The organism is Streptomyces sp. SCUT-3, from assembly GCF_014083985.1.
Classification (GTDB): domain Bacteria; phylum Actinomycetota; class Actinomycetes; order Streptomycetales; family Streptomycetaceae; genus Streptomyces_H; species Streptomyces_H thermolineatus.
The window spans coordinates 3,373,093-3,394,639 of sequence record NZ_CP046907.1 but is presented as its reverse complement, the minus strand read 5'-3'; the positions used below and the strand labels follow the sequence as shown (position 1 = coordinate 3,394,639).

At 70.7% G+C, this 21,547-nt stretch carries 18 protein-coding genes and 3 tRNA genes; 3 read left to right on the top strand and 18 right to left on the bottom strand.

The features are described from left to right. Window positions 1-13: 13 nt before the first annotated feature. From rpsG to GQS52_RS14950, 12 genes are all read right to left on the bottom strand, one after another. Window positions 14-484, bottom strand: a complete 471-nt coding sequence (gene rpsG / locus GQS52_RS15005; RefSeq protein ID WP_182313921.1) for a 30S ribosomal protein S7 — start codon at window positions 482-484, stop codon at window positions 14-16. A gap of 2 nt (window positions 485-486) precedes the next feature. Then, a complete protein-coding gene (rpsL, locus tag GQS52_RS15000) occupies window positions 487-858 on the bottom strand; it encodes a 30S ribosomal protein S12 (protein ID WP_014144289.1) in 372 nt (123 codons plus the stop codon). A 260-nt stretch (window positions 859-1,118) separates the two neighbouring features. Further along, window positions 1,119-1,634, bottom strand: a complete 516-nt coding sequence (locus GQS52_RS14995) for a DUF1707 and DUF4190 domain-containing protein (RefSeq protein WP_259370785.1) — start codon at window positions 1,632-1,634, stop codon at window positions 1,119-1,121. 177 nt (window positions 1,635-1,811) lie between these two features. Then, window positions 1,812-5,711, bottom strand: a complete 3,900-nt coding sequence (locus GQS52_RS14990; RefSeq protein ID WP_182313920.1) for a DNA-directed RNA polymerase subunit beta' — start codon at window positions 5,709-5,711, stop codon at window positions 1,812-1,814. 105 nt (window positions 5,712-5,816) lie between these two features. Next, window positions 5,817-9,299, bottom strand: a complete 3,483-nt coding sequence (gene rpoB, locus GQS52_RS14985) for a DNA-directed RNA polymerase subunit beta (protein ID WP_182313919.1) — start codon at window positions 9,297-9,299, stop codon at window positions 5,817-5,819. A 574-nt stretch (window positions 9,300-9,873) separates the two neighbouring features. After that, complete coding sequence (gene rplL, locus GQS52_RS14980; RefSeq protein ID WP_182313918.1) at window positions 9,874-10,263, bottom strand: 50S ribosomal protein L7/L12; 390 nt, start codon at window positions 10,261-10,263, stop codon at window positions 9,874-9,876. 87 nt (window positions 10,264-10,350) lie between these two features. After that, window positions 10,351-10,911, bottom strand: a complete 561-nt coding sequence (rplJ, locus tag GQS52_RS14975; protein WP_182313917.1) for a 50S ribosomal protein L10 — start codon at window positions 10,909-10,911, stop codon at window positions 10,351-10,353. Window positions 10,912-11,440: 529 nt separating this feature from the next. After that, window positions 11,441-12,160: a 50S ribosomal protein L1 gene (rplA, locus tag GQS52_RS14970; protein WP_182313916.1), complete on the bottom strand. Its 720-nt coding sequence runs from the start codon at window positions 12,158-12,160 to the stop codon at window positions 11,441-11,443. A 79-nt stretch (window positions 12,161-12,239) separates the two neighbouring features. Next, window positions 12,240-12,674 (bottom strand): 50S ribosomal protein L11, encoded by a 435-nt coding sequence (gene rplK / locus GQS52_RS14965; RefSeq protein WP_182313915.1) that lies wholly within the window; start codon window positions 12,672-12,674, stop codon window positions 12,240-12,242. Between the two features lie 164 nt (window positions 12,675-12,838). After that, the gene (gene nusG, locus GQS52_RS14960; protein WP_182313914.1) at window positions 12,839-13,651 is read right to left on the bottom strand and encodes a transcription termination/antitermination protein NusG; all 813 of its coding nucleotides are present in this window, start codon (window positions 13,649-13,651) and stop codon (window positions 12,839-12,841) included. Window positions 13,652-13,694: 43 nt separating this feature from the next. Continuing rightward, complete coding sequence (secE, locus tag GQS52_RS14955) at window positions 13,695-13,994, bottom strand: preprotein translocase subunit SecE (RefSeq protein WP_182313913.1); 300 nt, start codon at window positions 13,992-13,994, stop codon at window positions 13,695-13,697. A 104-nt stretch (window positions 13,995-14,098) separates the two neighbouring features. Further along, a tRNA-Trp gene (locus GQS52_RS14950) sits at window positions 14,099-14,171 on the bottom strand. Between the two features lie 294 nt (window positions 14,172-14,465). Between GQS52_RS14950 and GQS52_RS14945 the strand changes: the two genes are divergently transcribed. Together GQS52_RS14945 and GQS52_RS14940 are read left to right on the top strand one after the other, a co-directional pair. Continuing rightward, a complete protein-coding gene (locus GQS52_RS14945; RefSeq protein ID WP_182313912.1) occupies window positions 14,466-15,704 on the top strand; it encodes a pyridoxal phosphate-dependent aminotransferase in 1,239 nt (412 codons plus the stop codon). Window positions 15,705-15,962: 258 nt separating this feature from the next. After that, a complete protein-coding gene (locus GQS52_RS14940) occupies window positions 15,963-17,135 on the top strand; it encodes an adenosine deaminase (RefSeq protein WP_182313911.1) in 1,173 nt (390 codons plus the stop codon). Between the two features lie 164 nt (window positions 17,136-17,299). Here the strand turns inward: GQS52_RS14940 and GQS52_RS14935 are convergent, their stop codons facing one another. The 6 genes from GQS52_RS14935 to GQS52_RS14910 form a co-directional block, all read right to left on the bottom strand. Next, window positions 17,300-18,409 (bottom strand): UDP-N-acetylmuramate dehydrogenase, encoded by a 1,110-nt coding sequence (locus tag GQS52_RS14935; RefSeq protein WP_275946475.1) that lies wholly within the window; start codon window positions 18,407-18,409, stop codon window positions 17,300-17,302. Between the two features lie 144 nt (window positions 18,410-18,553). Continuing rightward, window positions 18,554-18,982, bottom strand: a complete 429-nt coding sequence (locus tag GQS52_RS14930; protein ID WP_182313909.1) for a MaoC family dehydratase — start codon at window positions 18,980-18,982, stop codon at window positions 18,554-18,556. A gap of 2 nt (window positions 18,983-18,984) precedes the next feature. Next, window positions 18,985-19,437, bottom strand: coding sequence for a MaoC family dehydratase N-terminal domain-containing protein (locus GQS52_RS14925; protein WP_182313908.1), 453 nt, complete (start codon window positions 19,435-19,437; stop codon window positions 18,985-18,987). A gap of 166 nt (window positions 19,438-19,603) precedes the next feature. Continuing rightward, on the bottom strand, window positions 19,604-19,768 hold the full coding sequence (gene rpmG, locus GQS52_RS14920) for a 50S ribosomal protein L33 (RefSeq protein WP_006604855.1): 165 nt from the start codon (window positions 19,766-19,768) through the stop codon (window positions 19,604-19,606). Between the two features lie 82 nt (window positions 19,769-19,850). Next, window positions 19,851-19,923: transfer RNA gene (locus tag GQS52_RS14915), tRNA-Met, on the bottom strand. A gap of 45 nt (window positions 19,924-19,968) precedes the next feature. Then, a tRNA-Thr gene (locus GQS52_RS14910) sits at window positions 19,969-20,041 on the bottom strand. 228 nt (window positions 20,042-20,269) lie between these two features. On the opposite strand from GQS52_RS14910, the gene GQS52_RS14905 reads away from it, so the two are divergent. Then, window positions 20,270-21,532, top strand: a complete 1,263-nt coding sequence (locus GQS52_RS14905) for a hydrolase (RefSeq protein ID WP_182313907.1) — start codon at window positions 20,270-20,272, stop codon at window positions 21,530-21,532. The last annotated feature ends 15 nt before the right edge of the window (window positions 21,533-21,547 follow it).

Here is a 21,547-nt window from a genome sequence, read left to right as displayed (position 1 = left end):
GCGGTTTCTTCGACTACCAGCGGTAGTGCGCGAAGGCCTTGTTGGACTCGGCCATCTTGTGGGTGTCCTCGCGACGCTTGACGGAGGCACCGAGACCGTTGCTGGCGTCCAGCAGCTCGTTCATCAGGCGCTCGGTCATGGTCTTCTCGCGGCGGGCGCGGGAGTAGCCCACGATCCAGCGCAGCGCGAGGGTGGAGGAGCGGCCGGGGCGGACCTCGACCGGCACCTGGTAGGTGGCGCCACCGACACGGCGGGAGCGGACCTCGAGGGTCGGCTTCACGTTCTCGAGCGCGCGCTTGAGGACGACGACCGGGTCGTTGCCCGTCTTCTCGCGCAGGCCCTCGAGGGCGCCGTAGACGATCCGCTCGGCGGTGGAGCGCTTGCCGTTGAGCAGGATCTTGTTGACCAGCGAGGTCACCAGGGGGGAGTTGTAGACCGGGTCGATGATGACCGGGCGCTTCGGGGCGGGGCCCTTACGAGGCATTCTTACTTCTCCTTCTTGGCGCCGTAACGGCTGCGGGCCTGCTTGCGGTTCTTGACACCCTGGGTGTCGAGCGAACCACGGATGATCTTGTAGCGAACACCCGGCAGGTCCTTCACACGGCCGCCGCGCACGAGCACGATGGAGTGCTCCTGCAGGTTGTGGCCCTCACCCGGAATGTAGGCGGTGACCTCGATCCCGCTGGTCAGGCGGACACGTGCCACCTTGCGCAGGGCCGAGTTCGGCTTCTTCGGGGTGGTGGTGTACACACGCGTGCAGACGCCGCGACGCTGGGGGGACCCCTTCAGTGCGGGCGTCTTGTTCTTCTCGACCTTGTCCTGCCGGCCCTTTCGGACCAGCTGCTGGATCGTAGGCACCGTTTCTCCGGTTTCTGTGTGCCGATCTCGATAAAGCTAACCTGCTGCGTCCCCCGCCGACTCCGACCCCCGAGGTCGGGCGTGTCGCGAGTCCCGGTTCACTCCCGGCGAGCGGAAGAGTGCGGATTGTCGGATTCCCGCGCGGTAAAAGGCACGCGCGAAGACCCGGGGACACCCCAGGCACAAGGACAGAGCGTACCTAGCGCATGGGCTGCGGTCAAAACAAATGCACACGCGTGGGGACACCCCGGGCGGCGGCCTCAGCTGCTGCCGACGGCGACCACCGTGACGAAGAACAACACCACCGCCCAGAAGGCGAAGGAGAGGTAGCCGAGCACCAGGCCGGCCGTGGCCATGCCTTCCCCCTCCTCCCCCGTGCGCCGGACCTGCGCCTTGGCCATGTGCCCCAGGACCACCGCGGGGACGCCGGCGACACCCCAGGTCACGAAGGTCGCCACCCCGCACACCAGGGCCCCCACGGCCATGCCGTTGGTGGGCGGCTTGGGGGCGGGCAGGAAGGTCGGGGGCACCAGGGGGTGCTGCTGGGGGAAGCCCGTCATCATCGGCACGGGCCCCTGCGGCACGTCGGCCACCAGGCGTGCCAGATCCCCGTAGGTGGTGGCCCCGTAGGCCAGCCCGATCCGCTGCTCGTACTCCTGGGGCGACAGCCGCCCCTCCGCGTATGCGGCCTTGAGGACGTCCACCGCCCGCTCGCGGTCCATGTGTCCGGCTCTCATCCCGGCCGGCTGGCCGCCCTGCCACGGCTGCAGCGACATCCCGCGCACCTCCCGCTGTGAAAGAACCGCGTGTTCCCATACTGCTGGACGCAGCCCGCCCGCAGGGCGGTTGCCGCGCCATCGGCACCGCCCGTGTGCGAACGCCGCAGGGCGGCCGCTCCCCTCGGGGAGCGGCCGCCCTGCGTTGCACCGCGGCCTCGGGCCGGGCCTGCGACGTCAGCCGTTGTACGGGCCGTAGTCGTAGTCCTCCAGCGGGACCGCCTGGCCGGAGCCGGCACCGAAGGGCGAGTAGTCGATGTCGTCGTAGCCGACGGCCGAGTACATCGCGGCCTTCGCCTCCTCGGTGGGCTCCACCCGGATGTTGCGGTAGCGGGGCAGACCCGTACCGGCCGGGATGAGCTTACCGAGGATGACGTTCTCCTTGAGGCCCAGCAGCGGGTCCGACTTGGCGTGGATCGCCGCGTCGGTGAGCACCCGGGTGGTCTCCTGGAAGGACGCCGCCGACAGCCACGACTCGGTCGCCAGCGAGGCCTTGGTGATACCCATCAGCTGCGGACGGCCGGAGGCGGGGTGCCCGCCCTCGGCGACCACACGACGGTTCTCGCTCTCGAAGCGGCCCCGCTCGACCAGCTCGCCGGGCAGCAGCTCGGCGTCGCCGGACTCGATGATCGTCACGCGGCGGAGCATCTGCCGGATGATGATCTCGATGTGCTTGTCGTGGATCGACACGCCCTGCGAGTTGTAGACCTTCTGGACCTCGCCGACCAGGTGGACCTGGACCGCGCGCTGGCCGAGGATGCGGAGCACGTCGTGCGGGTTGGTCGCACCCACGGTCAGCTTCTGGCCGACCTCGACGTGGTCGCCCTCGCCGACCAGCAGGCGGGCGCGCTTGGAGATCGCGTAGGAGACCTCGTCGGAACCGTCGTCGGGGGTGACGACGATCTTCTTGGTCTTCTCGGTCTCCTCGATGCGGACCCGGCCCGCGGCCTCCGAGATCGGCGCCACGCCCTTGGGGGTGCGGGCCTCGAAGAGCTCGACGACACGCGGCAGACCCTGGGTGATGTCGTCACCGGCCACACCACCGGTGTGGAAGGTGCGCATCGTCAGCTGGGTGCCGGGCTCACCGATGGACTGGGCCGCGATGATGCCGACGGCCTCGCCGATGTCCACCAGCTTGCCGGTGGCCAGGGAGCGGCCGTAGCACATGGCGCAGGTGCCGACGGCGGACTCGCAGGTCAGGATCGAGCGGGTCTTGACCTGGGAGACGCCGTTGCGGACCAGCTCGTCGATGAGCACGTCGCCGAGGTCGACGTTGGCCGGCGCGATGACCTTGCCGTCGACGACGACGTCCTCGGCCAGCATGCGGGCGTAGACGCTCGTCTCGACGTCGTCGGCCTTGCGCAGCACGCCGTCGGCGCCCCGGGTCGCGATGTCCAGCTTGAGGCCGCGGTCGGTGCCGCAGTCCTCCTCGCGGATGATCACGTCCTGGGAGACGTCGACCAGACGACGGGTGAGGTAACCCGAGTCCGCGGTGCGCAGGGCGGTGTCCGCCAGACCCTTGCGGGCGCCGTGGGTGGAGATGAAGTACTCCAGCACGGACAGGCCCTCGCGGAACGACGCCTTGATCGGACGCGGGATGGTCTCGTTCTTGGCGTTGGACACCAGGCCGCGCATACCGGCGATCTGGCGCATCTGCATCATGTTTCCGCGAGCACCGGAGTCCACCATCATGAAGATGGGGTTGGTCTTCGGGAAGTTGGCGTTCATCGCCTCGGCGACCTCGTTGGTCGCCTTGGTCCAGATGGCGATGAGCTCCTGCTGACGCTCGTCCTTGGTGATCAGGCCGCGCTCGTACTGCTTCTGGACCTTCTCGTCCTGGGCCTCGAAGCCGGCGATGATGCCCTTCTTGGCCTCGGGCACGACGATGTCCGAGACGGCCACGGTCACGCCGGAGCGGGTGGCCCAGTGGAAGCCGGCCGCCTTGAGGTTGTCCAGCGTGGCCGCCACGACGACCTTCGGGTAGCGCTCGGCGAGGTCGTTGACGATCTCCGAGAGCTGCTTCTTGCCGACCGAGTAGTCCACGAACGGGTAGTCCGCGGGCAGCAGCTCGTTGAAGAGCGCCCGGCCCAGCGAGGTGGTCAGGCGGAACGCGTCGCCCGGCTGCCAGCCGTCGCCGTCCTCGTCGGGGGCCGGCGGGGTCCAGCCGCGCGGCGGCACGGTGCCCGCCGGGAACCGGATCTCGACCTTGGCCTGGAGCGACAGCTCCCGGTTGTCGAAGGCCATGATGGCCTCGGCCACCGAGCCGAAGACACGGCCGGCGCCCTTGACCTCGCGCTCCTCCGGCTCGGTCGTCAGGAAGAACAGGCCGAGCACCATGTCCTGGGTCGGCATGGTCACCGGACGGCCGTCGGCCGGCTTGAGGATGTTGTTCGAGGACAGCATCAGGATGCGGGCCTCGGCCTGGGCCTCCGCGGACAGCGGCAGGTGCACGGCCATCTGGTCGCCGTCGAAGTCCGCGTTGAACGCGGTGCAGACCAGCGGGTGGATCTGGATGGCCTTGCCCTCGACCAGCTGCGGCTCGAAGGCCTGGATGCCCAGGCGGTGCAGGGTGGGCGCGCGGTTGAGCAGCACGGGGTGCTCGGCGATGACCTCTTCGAGGACGTCCCACACCACCGGGCGGGCGCGCTCGACCATGCGCTTGGCCGACTTGATGTTCTGCGCGTGGTTGAGGTCCACCAGGCGCTTCATCACGAACGGCTTGAAGAGCTCCAGCGCCATGGCCTTCGGCAGACCGCACTGGTGCAGCTTCAGCTGCGGGCCGACGACGATCACGGAACGGGCCGAGTAGTCGACGCGCTTGCCCAGCAGGTTCTGGCGGAAGCGGCCCTGCTTGCCCTTGAGCATGTCGGACAGCGACTTCAGCGGGCGGTTGCCCGGTCCGGTGACCGGACGGCCGCGGCGGCCGTTGTCGAACAGGGCGTCGACGGCCTCCTGCAGCATCCTCTTCTCGTTGTTCACGATGATCTCGGGCGCGCCGAGGTCGAGGAGCCGCTTGAGGCGGTTGTTGCGGTTGATGACGCGGCGGTACAGGTCGTTCAGGTCGGAGGTCGCGAAGCGGCCACCGTCCAGCTGCACCATCGGACGCAGGTCCGGCGGGATCACCGGGACGCAGTCCAGCACCATGCCGTTGGGGCTGTTGCGGGTCTGCAGGAAGGCGGAGACGACCTTGAGGCGCTTGAGCGCGCGGGTCTTCTTCTGGCCCTTGCCGGTGCGGATGATCTCGCGGAGGCGCTCGGCCTCCTCCCCGAGGTCGAAGGACTCCAGGCGCTTCTGCAGCGCCGCGGCGCCCATGCCGCCCGAGAAGTAGGTGCCGAAGCGGTCGCGCAGCTCGCGGTAGAGCAGCTCGTCGCCCTCGAGGTCCTGGACCTTGAGGTTCTTGAAGCGGCTCCACACCTCGTCGAGGCGGTCCAGCTCGCGCTGGGCGCGGTCGCGCAGCTGCTTCATCTCGCGCTCGGCGCCCTCGCGCACCTTGCGGCGCACGTCGGCCTTGGCGCCCTCGGCCTCCAGCTCGCCCAGGTCGGACTCGAGCTTCTTGGCCCGGGCCTCGAGGTCGGCGTCGCGGCGCTGCTCGATCTGCTGGCGCTCCACGGAGACGTGGGCCTCCAGGGACGGCAGGTCGCGGGTGCGGCGCTCCTCGTCCACCCACGTGATCATGTAGGCGGCGAAGTAGATGACCTTCTCGAGGTCCTTGGGCGCCAGGTCCAGCAGGTAGCCCAGGCGCGAGGGGACGCCCTTGAAGTACCAGATGTGGGTGACCGGGGCGGCGAGCTCGATGTGGCCCATCCGCTCGCGGCGCACCTTGGCGCGGGTCACCTCGACGCCGCAGCGCTCACAGATGATGCCCTTGAAGCGGACGCGCTTGTACTTGCCGCAGTAGCACTCCCAGTCCCGGGTGGGGCCGAAGATCTTCTCGCAGAAGAGCCCGTCCTTTTCCGGCTTCAGGGTGCGGTAGTTGATGGTCTCCGGCTTCTTGACCTCGCCGTGCGACCAGGTGCGGATGTCGTCGGCGGTGGCGAGGCCGATCCGCAGCTCGTCGAAGAAGTTGACGTCGAGCACTATGTCGTCAATCCCTTTCGGAATTCGTGTCTACATCAGTGGTCTGAGTGGGGTCCTGGGATGGCCGGCCGGCGCCCGGGGAGGGCGGCCGGCCGGGCCGACCCGTCAGACCTCTTCGACGCTGCTCGGCTCTCGCCGGGACAGGTCGATACCGAGTTCCTCCGCGGCACGGAAGACGTCCTCGTCGGTGTCGCGCATCTCGATGGACATGCCGTCGCTGGACAGCACCTCCACGTTCAGGCAGAGCGACTGCATCTCCTTGATGAGCACCTTGAAGGACTCGGGGATGCCGGGCTCGGGGATGTTCTCGCCCTTGACGATGGCCTCGTAGACCTTCACGCGGCCGAGGACGTCGTCGGACTTGATGGTCAGCAGCTCCTGGAGGGCGTACGCGGCGCCGTAGGCCTCGAGGGCCCACACCTCCATCTCGCCGAAGCGCTGGCCGCCGAACTGCGCCTTACCACCGAGCGGCTGCTGGGTGATCATCGAGTACGGGCCGGTCGAGCGGGCGTGGAGCTTGTCGTCGACCAGGTGGTGCAGCTTGAGGATGTACATGTACCCGACGGAGATCGGGTCCGGGAACGGCTCGCCGGAGCGGCCGTCGAACAGCTGCGCCTTGCCGGACGACTTGACCATGCGCTCGCCGTCGCGGTTGGGGATCGTGGCCTCGAAGAGGCCGGCGATCTCGTCCTCGCGGGCGCCGTCGAACACCGGGGTGGCGACGTTGGTGCCGGGGGCGACCTCGTCGGCGCCGATGGCCTGCAGGCGCTTCATCCAGTCCTCGTCGCCCTCGACCTTCCAGCCCTGGCTGGCGAGCCAGCCGAGGTGGATCTCCAGGACCTGTCCCGGGTTCATGCGGGACGGGACGCCGAGCGGGTTGAGGATGATGTCGACCGGGGTGCCGTCCTCCAGGAACGGCATGTCCTCGACCGGCAGGATCTTGGAGATGACGCCCTTGTTGCCGTGGCGGCCGGCGAGCTTGTCACCGTCGGTGATCTTGCGCTTCTGGGCGACGTAGACGCGGACCAGCTGGTTCACGCCCGGGGGAAGCTCGTCGCCCTCCTCGCGGTCGAAGACGCGCACGCCGATGACCTTGCCGGTCTCGCCGTGCGGCACCTTCAGGGAGGTGTCGCGGACCTCGCGGGCCTTCTCGCCGAAGATCGCGCGCAGCAGGCGCTCCTCCGGGGTCAGCTCGGTCTCGCCCTTGGGGGTGACCTTGCCGACCAGGATGTCGCCGGCGACGACCTCGGCACCGATGCGGATGATGCCGCGCTCGTCGAGGTCGGCGAGGACCTCCTCGGAGACGTTCGGGATGTCCCGGGTGATCTCCTCGGGGCCCAGCTTGGTGTCGCGGGCGTCGACCTCGTGCTCCTCGATGTGGATCGAGGAGAGGACGTCGTCCTGCACGAGGCGCTGCGACAGGATGATCGCGTCCTCGTAGTTGTGGCCCTCCCACGGCATGAACGCCACCAGGAGGTTCTTGCCGAGGGCCATCTCGCCCTCTTCTGTGGACGGGCCGTCGGCGAGCACCTGGCCGGCCACCACGCGGGCGCCCTCGTCCACGACGACCTTCTGGTTGAAGGAGGTGCCCTGGTTGGAGCGGGAGAACTTGGCGACGCGGTACGTGGTGTAGGTGGCGTCGTCGTTGGCGACGGTGATGTAGTCCGCGGAGACCTCCTGGACCACGCCGTCCTTCTCGGCCTTGATGACGTCGCCGGCGTCGACCGCGCAGCGGTACTCCATGCCGGTGCCGACCAGCGGGGCCTCCGCCTTGATCAGCGGAACGGCCTGGCGCATCATGTTCGACCCCATGAGCGCGCGGTTGGCGTCGTCGTGCTCGAGGAACGGGATCATGGCGGTGGCGACCGACACCATCTGGCGCGGCGAGACGTCCATGTAGTCGATCTCGCTGCCGGGGACGTAGTCGACCTCGCCGCCGCGGCGGCGGACCAGGACGCGGTCCTCCTCGAAGGTGCTCTCGTCCGTCAGCGGGGCGTTGGCCTGCGCGATGACGAAGCGGTCCTCCTCGTCGGCGGTGAGGAAGTCCACCTGGTCGGTGACGACGCCGTCGACGACCTTGCGGTACGGGGTCTCGACGAAGCCGAACGCGTTGACCCGGCCGTAGGAGGCCAGGGAGCCGATCAGACCGATGTTCGGACCCTCGGGGGTCTCGATCGGGCACATGCGGCCGTAGTGCGAGGGGTGGACGTCGCGGACCTCGAAGCCGGCCCGCTCACGGCTCAGACCGCCCGGGCCCAGCGCCGACAGGCGGCGCTTGTGGGTCAGACCCGACAGCGGGTTGGTCTGGTCCATGAACTGGGACAGCTGGCTGGTGCCGAAGAACTCCTTGATGGAGGCGACGACCGGCCGGATGTTGATCAGGGTCTGCGGCGTGATCGCCTCGACGTCCTGGGTGGTCATCCGCTCGCGGACGACGCGCTCCATGCGGGCCAGGCCGGTGCGGACCTGGTTCTGGATGAGCTCGCCGACGTTGCGCAGGCGGCGGTTGCCGAAGTGGTCGATGTCGTCGACCTCGACCACGATCTGCTGGCCGTCGGCGGAGACCGCCTCGGTCTCGCCGGCGTGCAGCTGCACCAGGTACTTGATGGTGGCGATGATGTCCGGCTCGGTGAGCACGCCCGAGTCGAGCGGCATGTCGATGCCGAGCTTCTTGTTCACCTTGTAGCGTCCGACCTTGGCCAGGTCGTAGCGCTTGGGGTTGAAGTAGAGGTTCTCCAGCAGCGTCTGCGCGGCCTCGCGCGTGGGGGGCTCGCCCGGGCGCAGCTTGCGGTAGATGTCGAGCAGCGCGTCGTCCTGGCCCTGGGTGTGGTCCTTCTCCAGGGTGGCGCGCATGGACTCGTACTCGCCGAACTCCTCGAGGATCTGCTCGGTGGTCCAGCCGAGCGCCTTGAGCAGGACGGTGACGGACTGCTTGCGCTTGCGGTCGATGCGGACGCCGACCATGTCGCGCTTGTCGACCTCGAGCTCCAGCCAGGCACCCCGGGAGGGGATGACCTTGGCGGAGAAGATGTCCTTGTCCGAGGTCTTGTCGATGGAGCTGTCGAAGTAGACGCCCGGCGAGCGCACCAGCTGCGAGACGACGACGCGCTCGGTGCCGTTGATGCAGAAGGTGCCCTTGTTGGTCATGAGCGGGAAGTCGCCCATGAAGACCGTCTGGGACTTGATCTCGCCGGTCTCGTTGTTGGTGAACTCCGCCGTGACGAAGAGCGGCGCGGCGTAGGTGAAGTCGCGCTCCTTGCACTCCTCGAGGGAGTTCTTGGGCGGCTCGAAGCGGTGGTCGCGGAAGGTCAGCGACATCGACCCGGAGAAGTCCTCGATCGGGGAGATCTCCTCGAAGATCTCCTCGAGGCCGGACTTGGTGGGTACGTCCTGCCCGCTCTCCAGGGCCGACTCGACCCTGCTCTTCCAGGCGTCGTTGCCGAGCAGCCAGTCGAAGCTCTCGGTCTGCAGCGCGAGGAGGTTCGGAACCTCGAGGGGCTCCTTGATCTTCGCAAAGGAGATGCGCAGCGGGGCGGTGCTTGCGCCGGTGTTCGTATTGGCAGTCGAGGCGTTGCGCGAGGCGGCCAAGAGGGGGTCCTTCCGAGGGCTCGGACTCACTACGCGCGTACCGGTCCCGCCCTGCACACGGAGAGGGAAATCCCCTGATGAGGGGTGGTTTCCGACCATGAACCGAGCTCGGGCTTGCTTCCGGTGACGGGCCTGGAAGCAGCTAACAGGCAGCGCAAAGGGTCAGTGTAGCCACTCGGCACACTGATGTCCAGATGAAGGATTCGGAGTCCGAATCGTCATCCCCTCTACCTGTTGTCGGCCCGGGCCTCGGTTCCGAGCCTGCGTTGCTGACGTGGGCATTCCCACTTCCGCCTCGATCCATGCCTGGGGCGGTGAACCGATGTAACGACGCGTCCTGAGAATTGCGCGCTGCGTCCCGTTCGTCAAGGGCCCGTCTGCGGGAGAAGCTCACAGCCGGCAGCCGCCGGCCGTCGGACGGGCGCTGATCACCATACCCAAAGGATGCGTCAACGCGCCTCCACGCCCCCCACGAACGGCCGAAGGCGGCCACCCCTGAGGGTGGCCGCCTTCGGCCGTGTGCGCGCCTTGAGGAGGCGCACAGCGACTCAGTGCGCCGTGGACGGCGCAGGGGTCACTTGACCTCGACGGAGGCGCCGGCGCCCTCGAGGGCGGCCTTGGCCTTGTCCGCGGCCTCCTTGTTGACCTTCTCCAGGACCGGCTTCGGGGTGTTGTCCACCAGGTCCTTGGCCTCCTTCAGGCCGAGGGAGGTCAGCGCGCGGACCTCCTTGATGACCTGGATCTTCTTCTCGCCGGCGCCGGTGAGGATGACGTCGAACTCGTCCTTCTCCTCGACGGCCTCGGCGGCAGCGCCACCGGCGGCGCCACCGGCGGCGGCGACGGCGACGGGGGCGGCGGCCTCGACGTCGAACTTCTCCTCGAAGGCCTTCACGAACTCGGAGAGCTCGATGAGGGTCATCTCACCGAAGACCTCGAGCAGCTCGTCGTTGCTGAGCTTCGCCATGATGGCGTCCTTCCACTAAGTCGGCTGGTGCCGGATGTACATGTCGGCGGGCGTACGGGCCCGCTGCGACCGGTGCGCGAGCGGGAACTACTCGGCGGACTCGGCCTCGGCGGGAGCCGGCGTACCGGCACCGCCCTGCTCGACCTTGCTGCGAAGGGCGTCCGCGGTGCGGACGAACTTCGAGAGCGGGGCCTGGAAGGTCGCCGCGGCCTTGGCCATGGACGCCTTCATGCCACCGGCCAGCTTGGCGAGCAGCACCTCGCGGGACTCGAGGTCCGCGAGCTTCTTGATCTCGTCGGCGGACAGCGCCTTGCCCTCAAGGACACCGCCCTTGATGACGAGATTCGGGTTCTCCCTGGCGAAGTCGCGCAGACCCTTCGCCGCCTCGACCGGGTCACCGGTGACGAAGGCGACGGCCGACGGACCCTGGAACAGGTCGTCGAGCTCGTTGATCCCGGCCTCGTTGGCCGCAATCTTGGTCAGCGTGTTCTTCACCACGGCGTACTGGGCGTTCTCACCGAGCGAGCGTCGCAGCTGCTTCAGCTGCGCCACGGTGAGACCGCGGTACTCGGTCAGCACGGCGGCATTGGAGCTGCGGAACTTGTCCGTCAGCTCGGCAACCGCGGTAGCCTTGTCGGGCCTCGCCATGAGCCTCGGCCTCCTTCCGGGTGATGCGATCCTCGACCGAACTTTCGATCGGCCGCGTGCGCCGGACCGCCCACGTCGGGCACGCAAGGAAGGGGCCGGGAAAAACGAAACGCCCCGGCGCAGGCGCACGGGGCTGGAGCTCGACCGGAACGTCCTGGATGGACGCGCTCCGGGAGGTGCCTCTGTGAACCTGCGCAGGTCGCCCGCGTAAAACGGATCCTTCGGCCACTGTGCGCCCGAGGGCACCCAGCAACGACCAGCGGTCTTTGGCTTCGTCGGCAAGAGTAGGCGGACGACCCGCGAACAGGCAAATCCGCCCGTGCCGGGCCGTCCCCGGCCCGCCCCCCGGCGCCCCGGAAGGCCCTCGGGAGGCCTTCGCGGGGTCCCCGGGAAGGCCCGGGAAGGGCACCCGACTGCCGGTCGGGCGCACGAGGGCGCCGGGAACGCCCCGGGGACACGCAAGGGGCCGGGCCCGGCTCCCCTGGGGGAGTCGAGCCCGGCCCGTGATGCCTGCGGCGGGACGGCGTCGTCAGACGCCGGCCTCCTCCTCGACGAGGAGGTTGCGGGTGCGGTTCGGGTCGATCTGCACGCCCGGACCCATCGTGGTGGAGATGACGGCCTTCTTGATGTAGCGGCCCTTGGCGGCGGACGGCTTCAGACGGAGGATCTCCTCCAGCGCCGCCGCGTAGTTCTCGACGAGCTGCTGCTCACCGAAGGACACCTTGCCCACGATGAAGTGCAGGTTCGAGTGCTTGTCGACGCGGAACTCGATCTTGCCGCCCTTGATCTCGGTCACGGCCTTGGCCACGTCCGGGGTCACGGTGCCGGTCTTCGGGTTCGGCATCAGGCCACGCGGACCGAGCACGCGGCCCAGGCGGCCGACCTTGCCCATGAGGTCCGGGGTCGCGACGACGGCGTCGAAGTCGAGACGGCCCTTGGCGACCTCGTCGATCAGTTCGTCCGAGCCGACGATGTCGGCTCCGGCGGCCTCCGCGGCCGCAGCACGGTCACCGGTCGCGAAGACCAGGACCCGGGCGGTCTTGCCGGTGCCGTGCGGGAGGTTCACGGTGCCGCGGACCATCTGGTCGGCCTTGCGCGGGTCCACACCCAGACGCATGGCGACCTCGACGGTGGAGTCGAACTTGGTGGTGGCGGTCTCCTTGGCCAGGCGGACGGCCTCGAGCGGGGCGTACAGACGCGCCCGGTCGATCTTGGCGTCCGCGGCGCGGAGGCTCTTGCTGCGCTTCACAACTGCTCCAGGTTTTTTCGTGTCGGAGTCGTGGTCCGGGCCGCGCATGGCCCTGCCACGGGATGCCTGCGGGGCTGGTTCAGCCCTCGACGGTGACGCCCATGGACCGGGCGGTACCCGCGATGATCTTCTCCGCGGCGTCCAGGTCGTTGGCGTTCAGGTCGGGCATCTTGGTGGTGGCGATCTCGCGCACCTGGTCGCGGGTGATCTTCGCGACCTTCTTGGTGTGCGGCTCGCCGGAGCCCTTGTCCACGCCCGCGGCCTTGAGGATCAGCTTGGCGGCCGGCGGGGTCTTCGTCACGAAGGTGAAGGAGCGGTCCTCGTAGACCGTGATCTCCACCGGCACGACCATGCCGCGCTGCGACTCGGTCGCGGCGTTGTAGGCCTTGCAGAACTCCATGATGTTGACGCCGTGCTGGCCCAGCGCCGGGCCGACCGGCGGGGCCGGGTTGGCCGCGCCGGCGTTGATCTGGAGCTTGATGAGCCCCGTGACCTTCTTCTTCTTGGGAGGCATGACTCTCTCCGGGTCCTGTGTCGAGAGGTGTTCCGCCCTCGCCGGATTTCTCCCGGACGAAGGCATACCGCACAACGATAACGGGTATACCGGTGCGGCCAGAAACCGAGCAGGTCAGACAGGGCTCGGGAGCCTGTCTGACCTGGACGGAAGAGGGGGTTCGATCAGTTCTTCTGGATCTGGTCGAAGGAGAGCTCCACCGGCGTCTCCCGGCCGAAGATCTCCACGAGACCCTTGACCTTCTTGGAGTCGGCGTTGATCTCGTTGATCGTCGCCTGGAGGGTGGCGAAGGGGCCGTCGGTGACGGTGACCGAGTCGCCGACCTCGAAGTCCAGTACCTGGACCTCGACCTTGCGCTTCGGTGCGGCCTCGCCGCCCTCGCCGGCGGCCGCGGCCTGCTCCTCGACCTCGGGCGCGAGCATCCGGACGACCTCGTCCAGGGTCAGCGGGTACGGGTCGTAGGCGTTGCCCACGAAGCCGGTGACGCCGGGGGTGTTGCGCACCACGCCCCAGGACTCGTTCGTCAGGTCCATGCGGACCAGCACGTAGCCGGGGAGCTTGTTCTGGCGGACGGTGCGGCGGTCGCCGTTCTTGATCTGGACGACCTCCTCCTGCGGCACCTCGGCCTGGAAGATGTAGTCCTCGACGTTGAGCGAGACGGCGCGCGACTCCAGGTTGGACTTCACGCGGTTCTCGTAGCCGGCGTAGGTGTGGATCACGTACCACTCGCCGGGCTTGTTGCGCAGCGACTCGCGGAACTCCGCGACCGGGTCGGCGGCGGGCGCCTCTTCCTGCTCGCCCTCGTCCTCGGCCTGCTCTGCGTCCTCGTCCTGCTCGACGTCCTCGGCCGCTTCCGGACCGGTCTCGTCGGTGGAGAGGGACTCCTGCGCCGGCTCCACAGCCGCCGCCTGCTCGTCCGCGGCCTCGGCCGTCTGCTCGACGGTCTCGGCGTCGTCGTACAGGTTCGGGTCAGACACGGTGGCTGCTTCTTCCTGGCTTCAAGGGGTGGAACGAGTGGGATCAGCCGAATACGTACGAAACGACCTTGCTGAATCCCAAGTCAATCACAGTCACGAGGCCGATCATGATCACAACGAAGACGATCACCACGGTGGTGTACGTGACCAGATCACTGCGCGTGGGCCAGACGACCTTGCGGAGCTCGGCGACGATCTGGCGGTAGAAGGTGGCAAGGCGGGCCATCGGGCCCTTCTTCTTGCGCTTGCCGCCGCGGCGGGCCTTCCTGGGCGCGTCCGGCTCGAGGTCGTCGTCGGGCCGACCACTCTCAGGCGTCGCGGTGGAGCCCGTGGCTTCCGTCACTCGTCCTCACCTGAATCCGGGTCGTGACCGTGCCGCGCCCGGGGCAGCCGCACGGCGGTGTGCATGTCGAACACGTGCACGCACCCTGGTGAAGATGCGTGTAGCAGGGCCGGAGGGACTCGAACCCCCAACCGCCGGTTTTGGAGACCGGTGCTCTACCAATTGAGCTACGACCCTTTGCTTTCCCCAACCTACCGCATCCGCACCCTCGCACGCCGTACGCGGGCACCACGCTGTTGGTCGGGGCCAACGACGTGTGAGTGTACGTGGTTCCGGGCCCGCCCGTCGAACAGGTTGCTGCACAAGATCTCCCCGAGCCCTCCGAAGGACCCTCGGGAGGACTCCCGGGAAGCCCCTCCGGAGGCCCCCGGAGCCTCCCTCCGCCGCCTCCCCGAGGTCCCCCGCCGCCCTTCCCCGGACTCTTCGCAAACCCCTGCGGCCGTGCGGGCCCGGGTCTGGGACGATGCAGTCATGAGCGCTGCTACCCCCTCCCCCAAGTCAGCCACCGACCGCCGGGTCTCGGCCCGCATCGGCGCCATCTCCGAGTCCGCGACGCTCGCCGTGGACGCCAAGGCGAAGGCGCTCAAGGCGGCCGGCCGTCCCGTCATCGGCTTCGGTGCCGGCGAGCCGGACTTCCCGACCCCCGGCTACATCGTCGAGGCGGCGGTCGAGGCGTGCCGCAACCCGAAGTTCCACCGCTACACCCCCGCCGGCGGCCTGCCCGAGCTGAAGGCCGCCATCGTCGAGAAGACCCGGCGCGACTCCGGCTACGAGATCGAGCCGTCCCAGGTGCTGGTGACCAACGGCGGCAAGCAGGCCATCTACGAGGCCTTCGCCGCGATCCTGGACCCGGGCGACGAGGTCATCGTGCCCGCCCCGTACTGGACCACCTACCCGGAGTCGATCCGGCTGGCCGGCGGCGTGCCGGTCGAGGTGGTCGCCGACGAGACCACCGGCTACCGCGTCTCCGTGGAGCAGCTGGAGGCCGCGCGCACCGAGAACACCAAGGTGCTGCTGTTCGTCTCCCCGTCCAACCCGACCGGCGCGGTCTACTCCAGGGAGCAGATCGAGGCCGTTGGCCGCTGGGCCGCCGAGCACGGCCTGTGGGTGCTCACCGACGAGATCTACGAGCACCTGGTCTACGGCGACGCCTCGTTCCACTCGATGCCGGTGCTCGTGCCCGAGCTGGCCGACAAGTGCATCGTGGTCAACGGCGTGGCCAAGACCTACGCGATGACCGGCTGGCGGGTGGGCTGGGTGATCGGCCCCAAGGACGTGGTCAAGGCCGCCACCAACCTGCAGTCCCACGCCACCTCCAACGTCAGCAACGTGGCGCAGGCCGCGGCGCTCGCGGCGGTCTCCGGGGACCTGGAGGCGGTCGCGGAGATGCGCACCGCGTTCGACCGGCGGCGGAAGACGATCGTGCGGATGCTCAACGAGATCCCCGGCGTGCAGTGCCCCGAGCCGGAGGGCGCCTTCTACGCGTACCCGTCGGTGAAGGGCCTGCTGGGCAAGGAGATCCGGGGCCGCCGCCCGGCCACCTCGGTGGAGCTGGCCGAGCTGATCCTGGAGGAGGCCGAGGTCGCGGTGGTGCCCGGCGAGGCCTTCGGCACCCCGGGATACCTGCGGCTGTCCTACGCGCTGGGCGACGAGGACCTGGTCGAGGGCGTGTCGCGGCTGCAGAAGCTGCTGGGCGAGGCGCGGGACTGACCCCGCCGTCCGCCCCGCCCCCGGGACCGGGGGCCGCACGGGGAGCCCCCGGCCGCCGCGGCCGGGGGCTCCTCCGCGTCCGTTCCGCGCGCCGCGCGCCGGGGGGACGCGCCGGGCGCGCCGGGCCGCGTCCGCGGGCCGGGCACCGCCCCGGCGGGCGGCGGGCGCGCCGGAAGGCGCCGGACCCGGGGTCCGGGGCCCCGAGCCCGCCCGCGGACCGGGCGCCGCACGGCATGCCGGTACCCGCGCGCCGCCGGCATGCGGCAGTATCCGTTCATGGAACGACCCCACCGCGATGTGAGGCTGCTGCCCAAGGCCCACCTTCACCTGCACTTCACCGGCTCCATGCGCCCGGGCACCCTGCTGGAGCTGGCCGACCACCACGGCGTGCACCTGCCGGAGGCCCTCTCGTCCGGGGAACCCCCCCGGCTGCGGGCCACCGACGAGCGCGGCTGGTTCCGCTTCCAGCGGCTGTACGACGTCGCGCGGTCCGTGCTGCGCACCCCCGAGGACATCCGGCGGCTGGTGCTGGAGGCCGCCCAGGAGGACGCGGCGGACGGCTCGGGCTGGCTGGAGATCCAGGTGGACCCGACCTCGTACGCGCCCCGGCTGGGCGGGCTGATCCCGGCGCTGGAGACCGTCCTGGAGGCGGTGGAGGACGCCTCGCGGGCCACCGGGGTGGGGATCGGCGTGGTGGTCGCGGCGAACCGGACCAAGCACCCGCTGGAGGCGCGCACCCTGGCACGCCTGGCGGCACGCTACGCCGACCGCGGCGTGATCGGCTTCGGGCTGTCGAACGACGAGCGCCGCGGGATGGCGCGGGACTTCGACCGGGCGTTCGCGATCGCCCGGGACGCCGGGCTGTTGGCCGCCCCGCACGGCGGGGAGCTGGCGGGGGCGCCGAGCGTGCACGACTGCCTGGACGACCTGGGCGCCGACCGGATCGGGCACGGCGTGCGGGCGGCGGAGGACCCGCGGCTGCTGGAGCGGCTGGCCGAGGCGCAGGTCACCTGCGAGGTGTGCCCGGCCTCCAACGTCGCCCTGGGCGTCTACGAGAAGCCGGGGGACGTGCCGCTGCGGACCCTGTGGGACGCCGGGGTGCCGATGGCCCTGGGCGCGGACGACCCGCTGCTGTTCGGGTCGCGCCTGGCCGCCCAGTACGGGCTGGCGCGGGAGCACCACGCCTTCACCGACGAGGAGCTGGCGGAGCTGGCGCGGCAGTCGGTGCGCGCCTCCAGGGCGCCGCAGGACGTGCGGGACCGGCTGCTGACCGGGATCGACGACTGGCTGGCACGGGAGCCCGGGGCGTCCGGTGCGCGCGGTGCCTCCGGTGCGTCCGCGGGGGAGCCGGTGCCCGGGCAGCGCGCGGACGGCCGTACCGGCGGCCCGCGCGCGGGCCGGGTGACGGCGGCGGACGGCACCTCCCTGTGACCCGCCCTCCCGAGTGACCCGCCCCGGTGGGCTCCGTCTCCCTACGGACCCGGGCCCGGCCTCCCGGCGGCCCGGCCTCCCGGCGGCCCTGCATACGGGGACGCCGGTCGCCGGGAGCGGGTCGCCGGGGGCGGGTCATCGGGGGGTGCGGCCGGTGGGCTCCGTCACAGGGTGACGCCGACCATCACCGGTTCGTTGACCAGGGTCACGCCGAAGGCGGCGCGGACGCCGTCGCGGACCTCGCGGGCGAGTGCCAGCAGGTCCGCGGTGGTCGCGCCGCCGCGGTTGGTCAGCGCCAGGGTGTGCTTGGTGGAGATGCGGGCCGGCCCGGTGCCGTACCCCCGGGTGAAGCCGGCCCGGTCGATGAGCCAGGCCGCGGAGGTCTTCGTCCGGCCGTCGCCCGCCGGGTAGGCGGGCGGCACCGTCCCGGGGCCGAGGCGGTCCCGGACGCGGGCGAGGAACGCCTCGTACTGCTCCGGTTCGAGGATCGGGTTGGTGAAGAAGGAGCCGGCCGACCAGGTGTCGTGGTCGTGGGGGTCGAGCACCATGCCCTTGCCGGCGCGCAGCTTCAGGACGGTGTCGCGGGCGGTGGCGACCGGGACGCGGTCGCCGGGCTCCACGCCGAGGACGCGCGCCACCTCGGCGTACCGGACCGGGGCGGACATCCCGTCGGCGTCCTCCAGCCCGAAGCGGACCCGCAGCACGACGTAGCGGGAGGGGTCGGCCTTGAAGCGGCTGTGGCGGTAGGCGAAGCCGCAGTCGGCCCCGGCGACGACGACCTTCTCGCCCTCCCTGCGGTCCCAGGCGACGACCTCGGTGACGGTGGAGGAGACCTCCTGGCCGTAGGCGCCCACGTTCTGGATCGGGGTGGCGCCGGCCGACCCAGGGATGCCGGACAGGCACTCGACGCCGGCCAGTCCGGCCTCGACGGTGCGGGCGACGGCGTCGGTCCACACCTCGCCGGCGGCGAGCTCGAGGGAGGTGCCGTCGAGCTCGAAGCCGGTGGTGGCGACCTTGAGGACGGTGCCGGGGAAGCCGTCGTCCCCGACGACGAGGTTGCTGCCGCCGCCGACGACCAGCAGCGGGGTGCCCGCCGCGTCCGCCTCGCGGACTGCGGCGACGACCTCGTCGTCGGTGGTGGCGGTGATCAGGCGGGCGGCCGGGCCGCCGAGCCGGAAGGTGGTCAGCGGGGCGAGCGGGGCGTCGTGGAGTTCCTGCACGCGCTCAAGAGTACGGGCCCCCTCACACCGCGCTACCCGCCCGGTGCGCGGCACCGGACGGGCAGCGGGGCGGATCGTCGGCCTCGCGGGCTCGCCGGCCTCGGCGGGTCGGCGGCCTCGGCGGGTCGGCGGCCTCGGCGGGTCGGCGGCCTCGGCAGGTCGGCGGCCTCGGCAGGTCGGCGGCCTCGGCAGGCGGGGTCAGGCCAGCCGGACGACGGCGCGGGACATCCCCAGGACCTTCTGCCCGCCGCAGGTGGCCAGGAGGTCCACGCGGACCAGGCCGTCCTCCAGCTTGGCGGCGACCTTGGCGGAGACCTCGACCGCGGTGCCGGCGTCGTCGTCCGGGACCACGACCGGCTTGGTGAAGCGCACCCCGTACTCGACGACCGCGCCCGGGTCGCCGGTCCAGTCGGTGACCACGCGGACCGCCTCGGCCATGGTGAACATGCCGTGGGCGATCACGTCGGGCAGTCCGACCTGCCGGGCGAACCGCTCGTTCCAGTGGATGGGGTTGAAGTCCCCGGACGCGCCCGCGTACCGCACCAGTGCGGCGCGGGTCACCGGGAACGTCTGCGCGGGCAGTTCGGTGCCGACCTCGACGTCGTCGAAGGCGATCCTCGCGGCCATGGTCACTCCCCTTCCGGCGCGCGGGAGACCAGCGTCATGTACGCGGTCACCACGTGCTCGCCCGAGTCGTCGTGGACCTCCCCGCGGACGGAGAGGACGTCGTTGCCCGCCAGGGACTTGATGGAGTCGATGGTCACCGTCACCGACAGGCGGTCGCCGGCCCGCACCGGGCGGGTGTACGCGAACCTCTGGTCCCCGTGCACCACCCGGCTGTAGTCCAGCCCCAGCTCGGGGTCGGCGACGACCTGTCCGGCGGCGCGGTAGGTGATGACGAACGGGAAGGTGGGCGGGGCGATCACGTCCGGGTGGCCGAGGGCCTTGGCCGCCTCCGCGTCGGTGTACGCGGGGTTGGCATCCCCCACGGCCTCGGCGAACTCCCGGATCTTCTCCCGGCCCACCTCGTAGGGGGCGGTGGGCGGGTAGCTCCGCCCCACGAAGGACTGGTCCAGCGGCATGGCTGCGCTCCTCGACGTGGCCGGTGCTCGTCACCGGCGGGTACTGACGGCGGGTGGCGGGGGCGGCTCGGCGCGGTCGGGCCCGGGGCCGCGGCGCGAATCCGGAGCCGGAGCAACACCGCAAGGCCGCCCCCGGTACGGGGACGGCCTCACAGTAGGGCCTGGATCAGCGCGTTTCGCGGTGCGCCGTGTGCGAGTTGCAGCGCGGGCAGTGCTTCTTCATCTCAAGACGGTCCGGGTCGTTGCGCCGGTTCTTCTTGGTGATGTAGTTCCGCTCCTTGCACTCCACGCAGGCCAGCGTGATCTTGGGGCGAACGTCGGTGGCAGCCACTGGAGTGCCTTCCTGGAAAAGACGATGAACGCAGACAAGAGTAGCCGATCGGGAGTGTAACCCCACAATCGGCTACGCGGGGTAGCGGTGACCGGACTTGAACCGGTGACACAGCGATTATGAGCCGCTTGCTCTACCGACTGAGCTACACCGCCACGGTGGGCGATCCCCCGCCTTTCGGCGGGATCACGATCCACCAGAGCCCCAATACGGAATCGAACCGTAGACCTTCTCCTTACCATGGAGACGCTCTGCCGACTGAGCTATTGGGGCGAGCGAGGAAGACATTACACGGTTCCCCGCCGAACGTGAAATCCGTTCCGCCCGCTCCCCGCCCGCTCCCCGGCAGGGGCCCGGCGGGGCCGCCCGGCCCGCCCCCGGACCACGTTGGTACGACTAATCGGCTCCTGCGCGCCGACCGGGCCGCCGCGCCCTAGGCTCACTCAGCGTGATCACGCGCGACACCGCGCGCCGCCCGACGAACCGACCCGGAGGAGCGCGATGCCCGACAGCCGGCGGTCCGACGACCCCTCGGAACGCAGCCCGGGGCAGGACCTTCCCGAGACCGGGACCCTGGTGCTCTCCGGCGCCCGGCTCGCCGACGGGCGGACCGTCGACGTGCGGCTGGGGGGCGGCCGGATCGAAGCCGTGGGCACGGCCGGCAGCCTGGCCGCCGAGGGGCGGCAGGCACTCGTCGGGCTGCGGGGCTACCTGCTCCTGCCCGCACCGGCCGAGCCCCACGCCCACCTCGACAGCGCCTTCACCGCCCACGGGGACGGCCCGCCGTCCGAGACGGCCACGGCCGTGCAGCGGCGGGTCACCGAGGCCGCGCTGCTCCAGCTCGGCCACGGCGCCACCGCCGTCCGCACCCACGTGCGCATCGGCGACGTCAAGGGGCTGCGAACCATGGAGGCCGTCCTGCAGGCCCGGCGGAAGCTGCACGGCCTGGTCGACCTCACCGCCGTGGCCGTCCCCAGGCTGCTCACCGGCTCGGCCGGCGCCGAGGGCCTGGCCCTGCTCCGCGACGCGCTGAAGATGGGCGCGACGGTGGTCGGCGGCTGCCCCGACGTGGACCCCGACCCCTCCGGGTACACCGAGGCCGTCCTGGGCGTGGCGGCGGAGTTCGGCTGCCCGGTGGACCTGCACACCGACGCCGGGGAGCCCGGGCGCCTCTCCCGCCTGGCGGCGATGGCCGGCGGCCTGCGCCCCGGGGTGACGGTGGGGCCGTGCGGGGGGCTGGGCCGCATGACGGGCGAGCAGGCGGCCCGGGCCGCGGACGCGCTGGCCGCGGCGGGCGTCTCGGTCGTCTGCCTTCCGCAGGGCGGCTGCGGCGGCACCGAGCACGGGGTGGGCGGCCCGCTGCTGCCGGTGCGGCTGCTGCACGCGGCGGGCGTGCGGGTGGCGGCCGGCAGCGGCGCGGTGCGCGACCCGGCCAACCCGGTGGGGCGCGGCGACCCGCTGGAGGCGGCGTTCCTGCTGGCCTCCTGGGGCGGGCTGGACCCCGCGCGGGCCTACGAGGCGGTGTCGACCCGCGCCAGGGAGGTCATGGGACTGCCGCGGGTGCGGGTGGAGGCGGGCTTCCCGGCGGAGCTGCTCGCCGTCCGGGCCACCGGCCTGGGGGAGGCTCTCGCGCCCGCGTACAGCAGGGTCGTCGTCCACCGGGGGCGGGTGGTCAGCCGTACCAGCGCGGTCCGGGAGTACACCGACACCACCGGCCTGGACCTGCCGAGGCAGGTCCGCACCGGAGAGGAGCCCGCCGACTGAGGCCGGCCCCGGCCG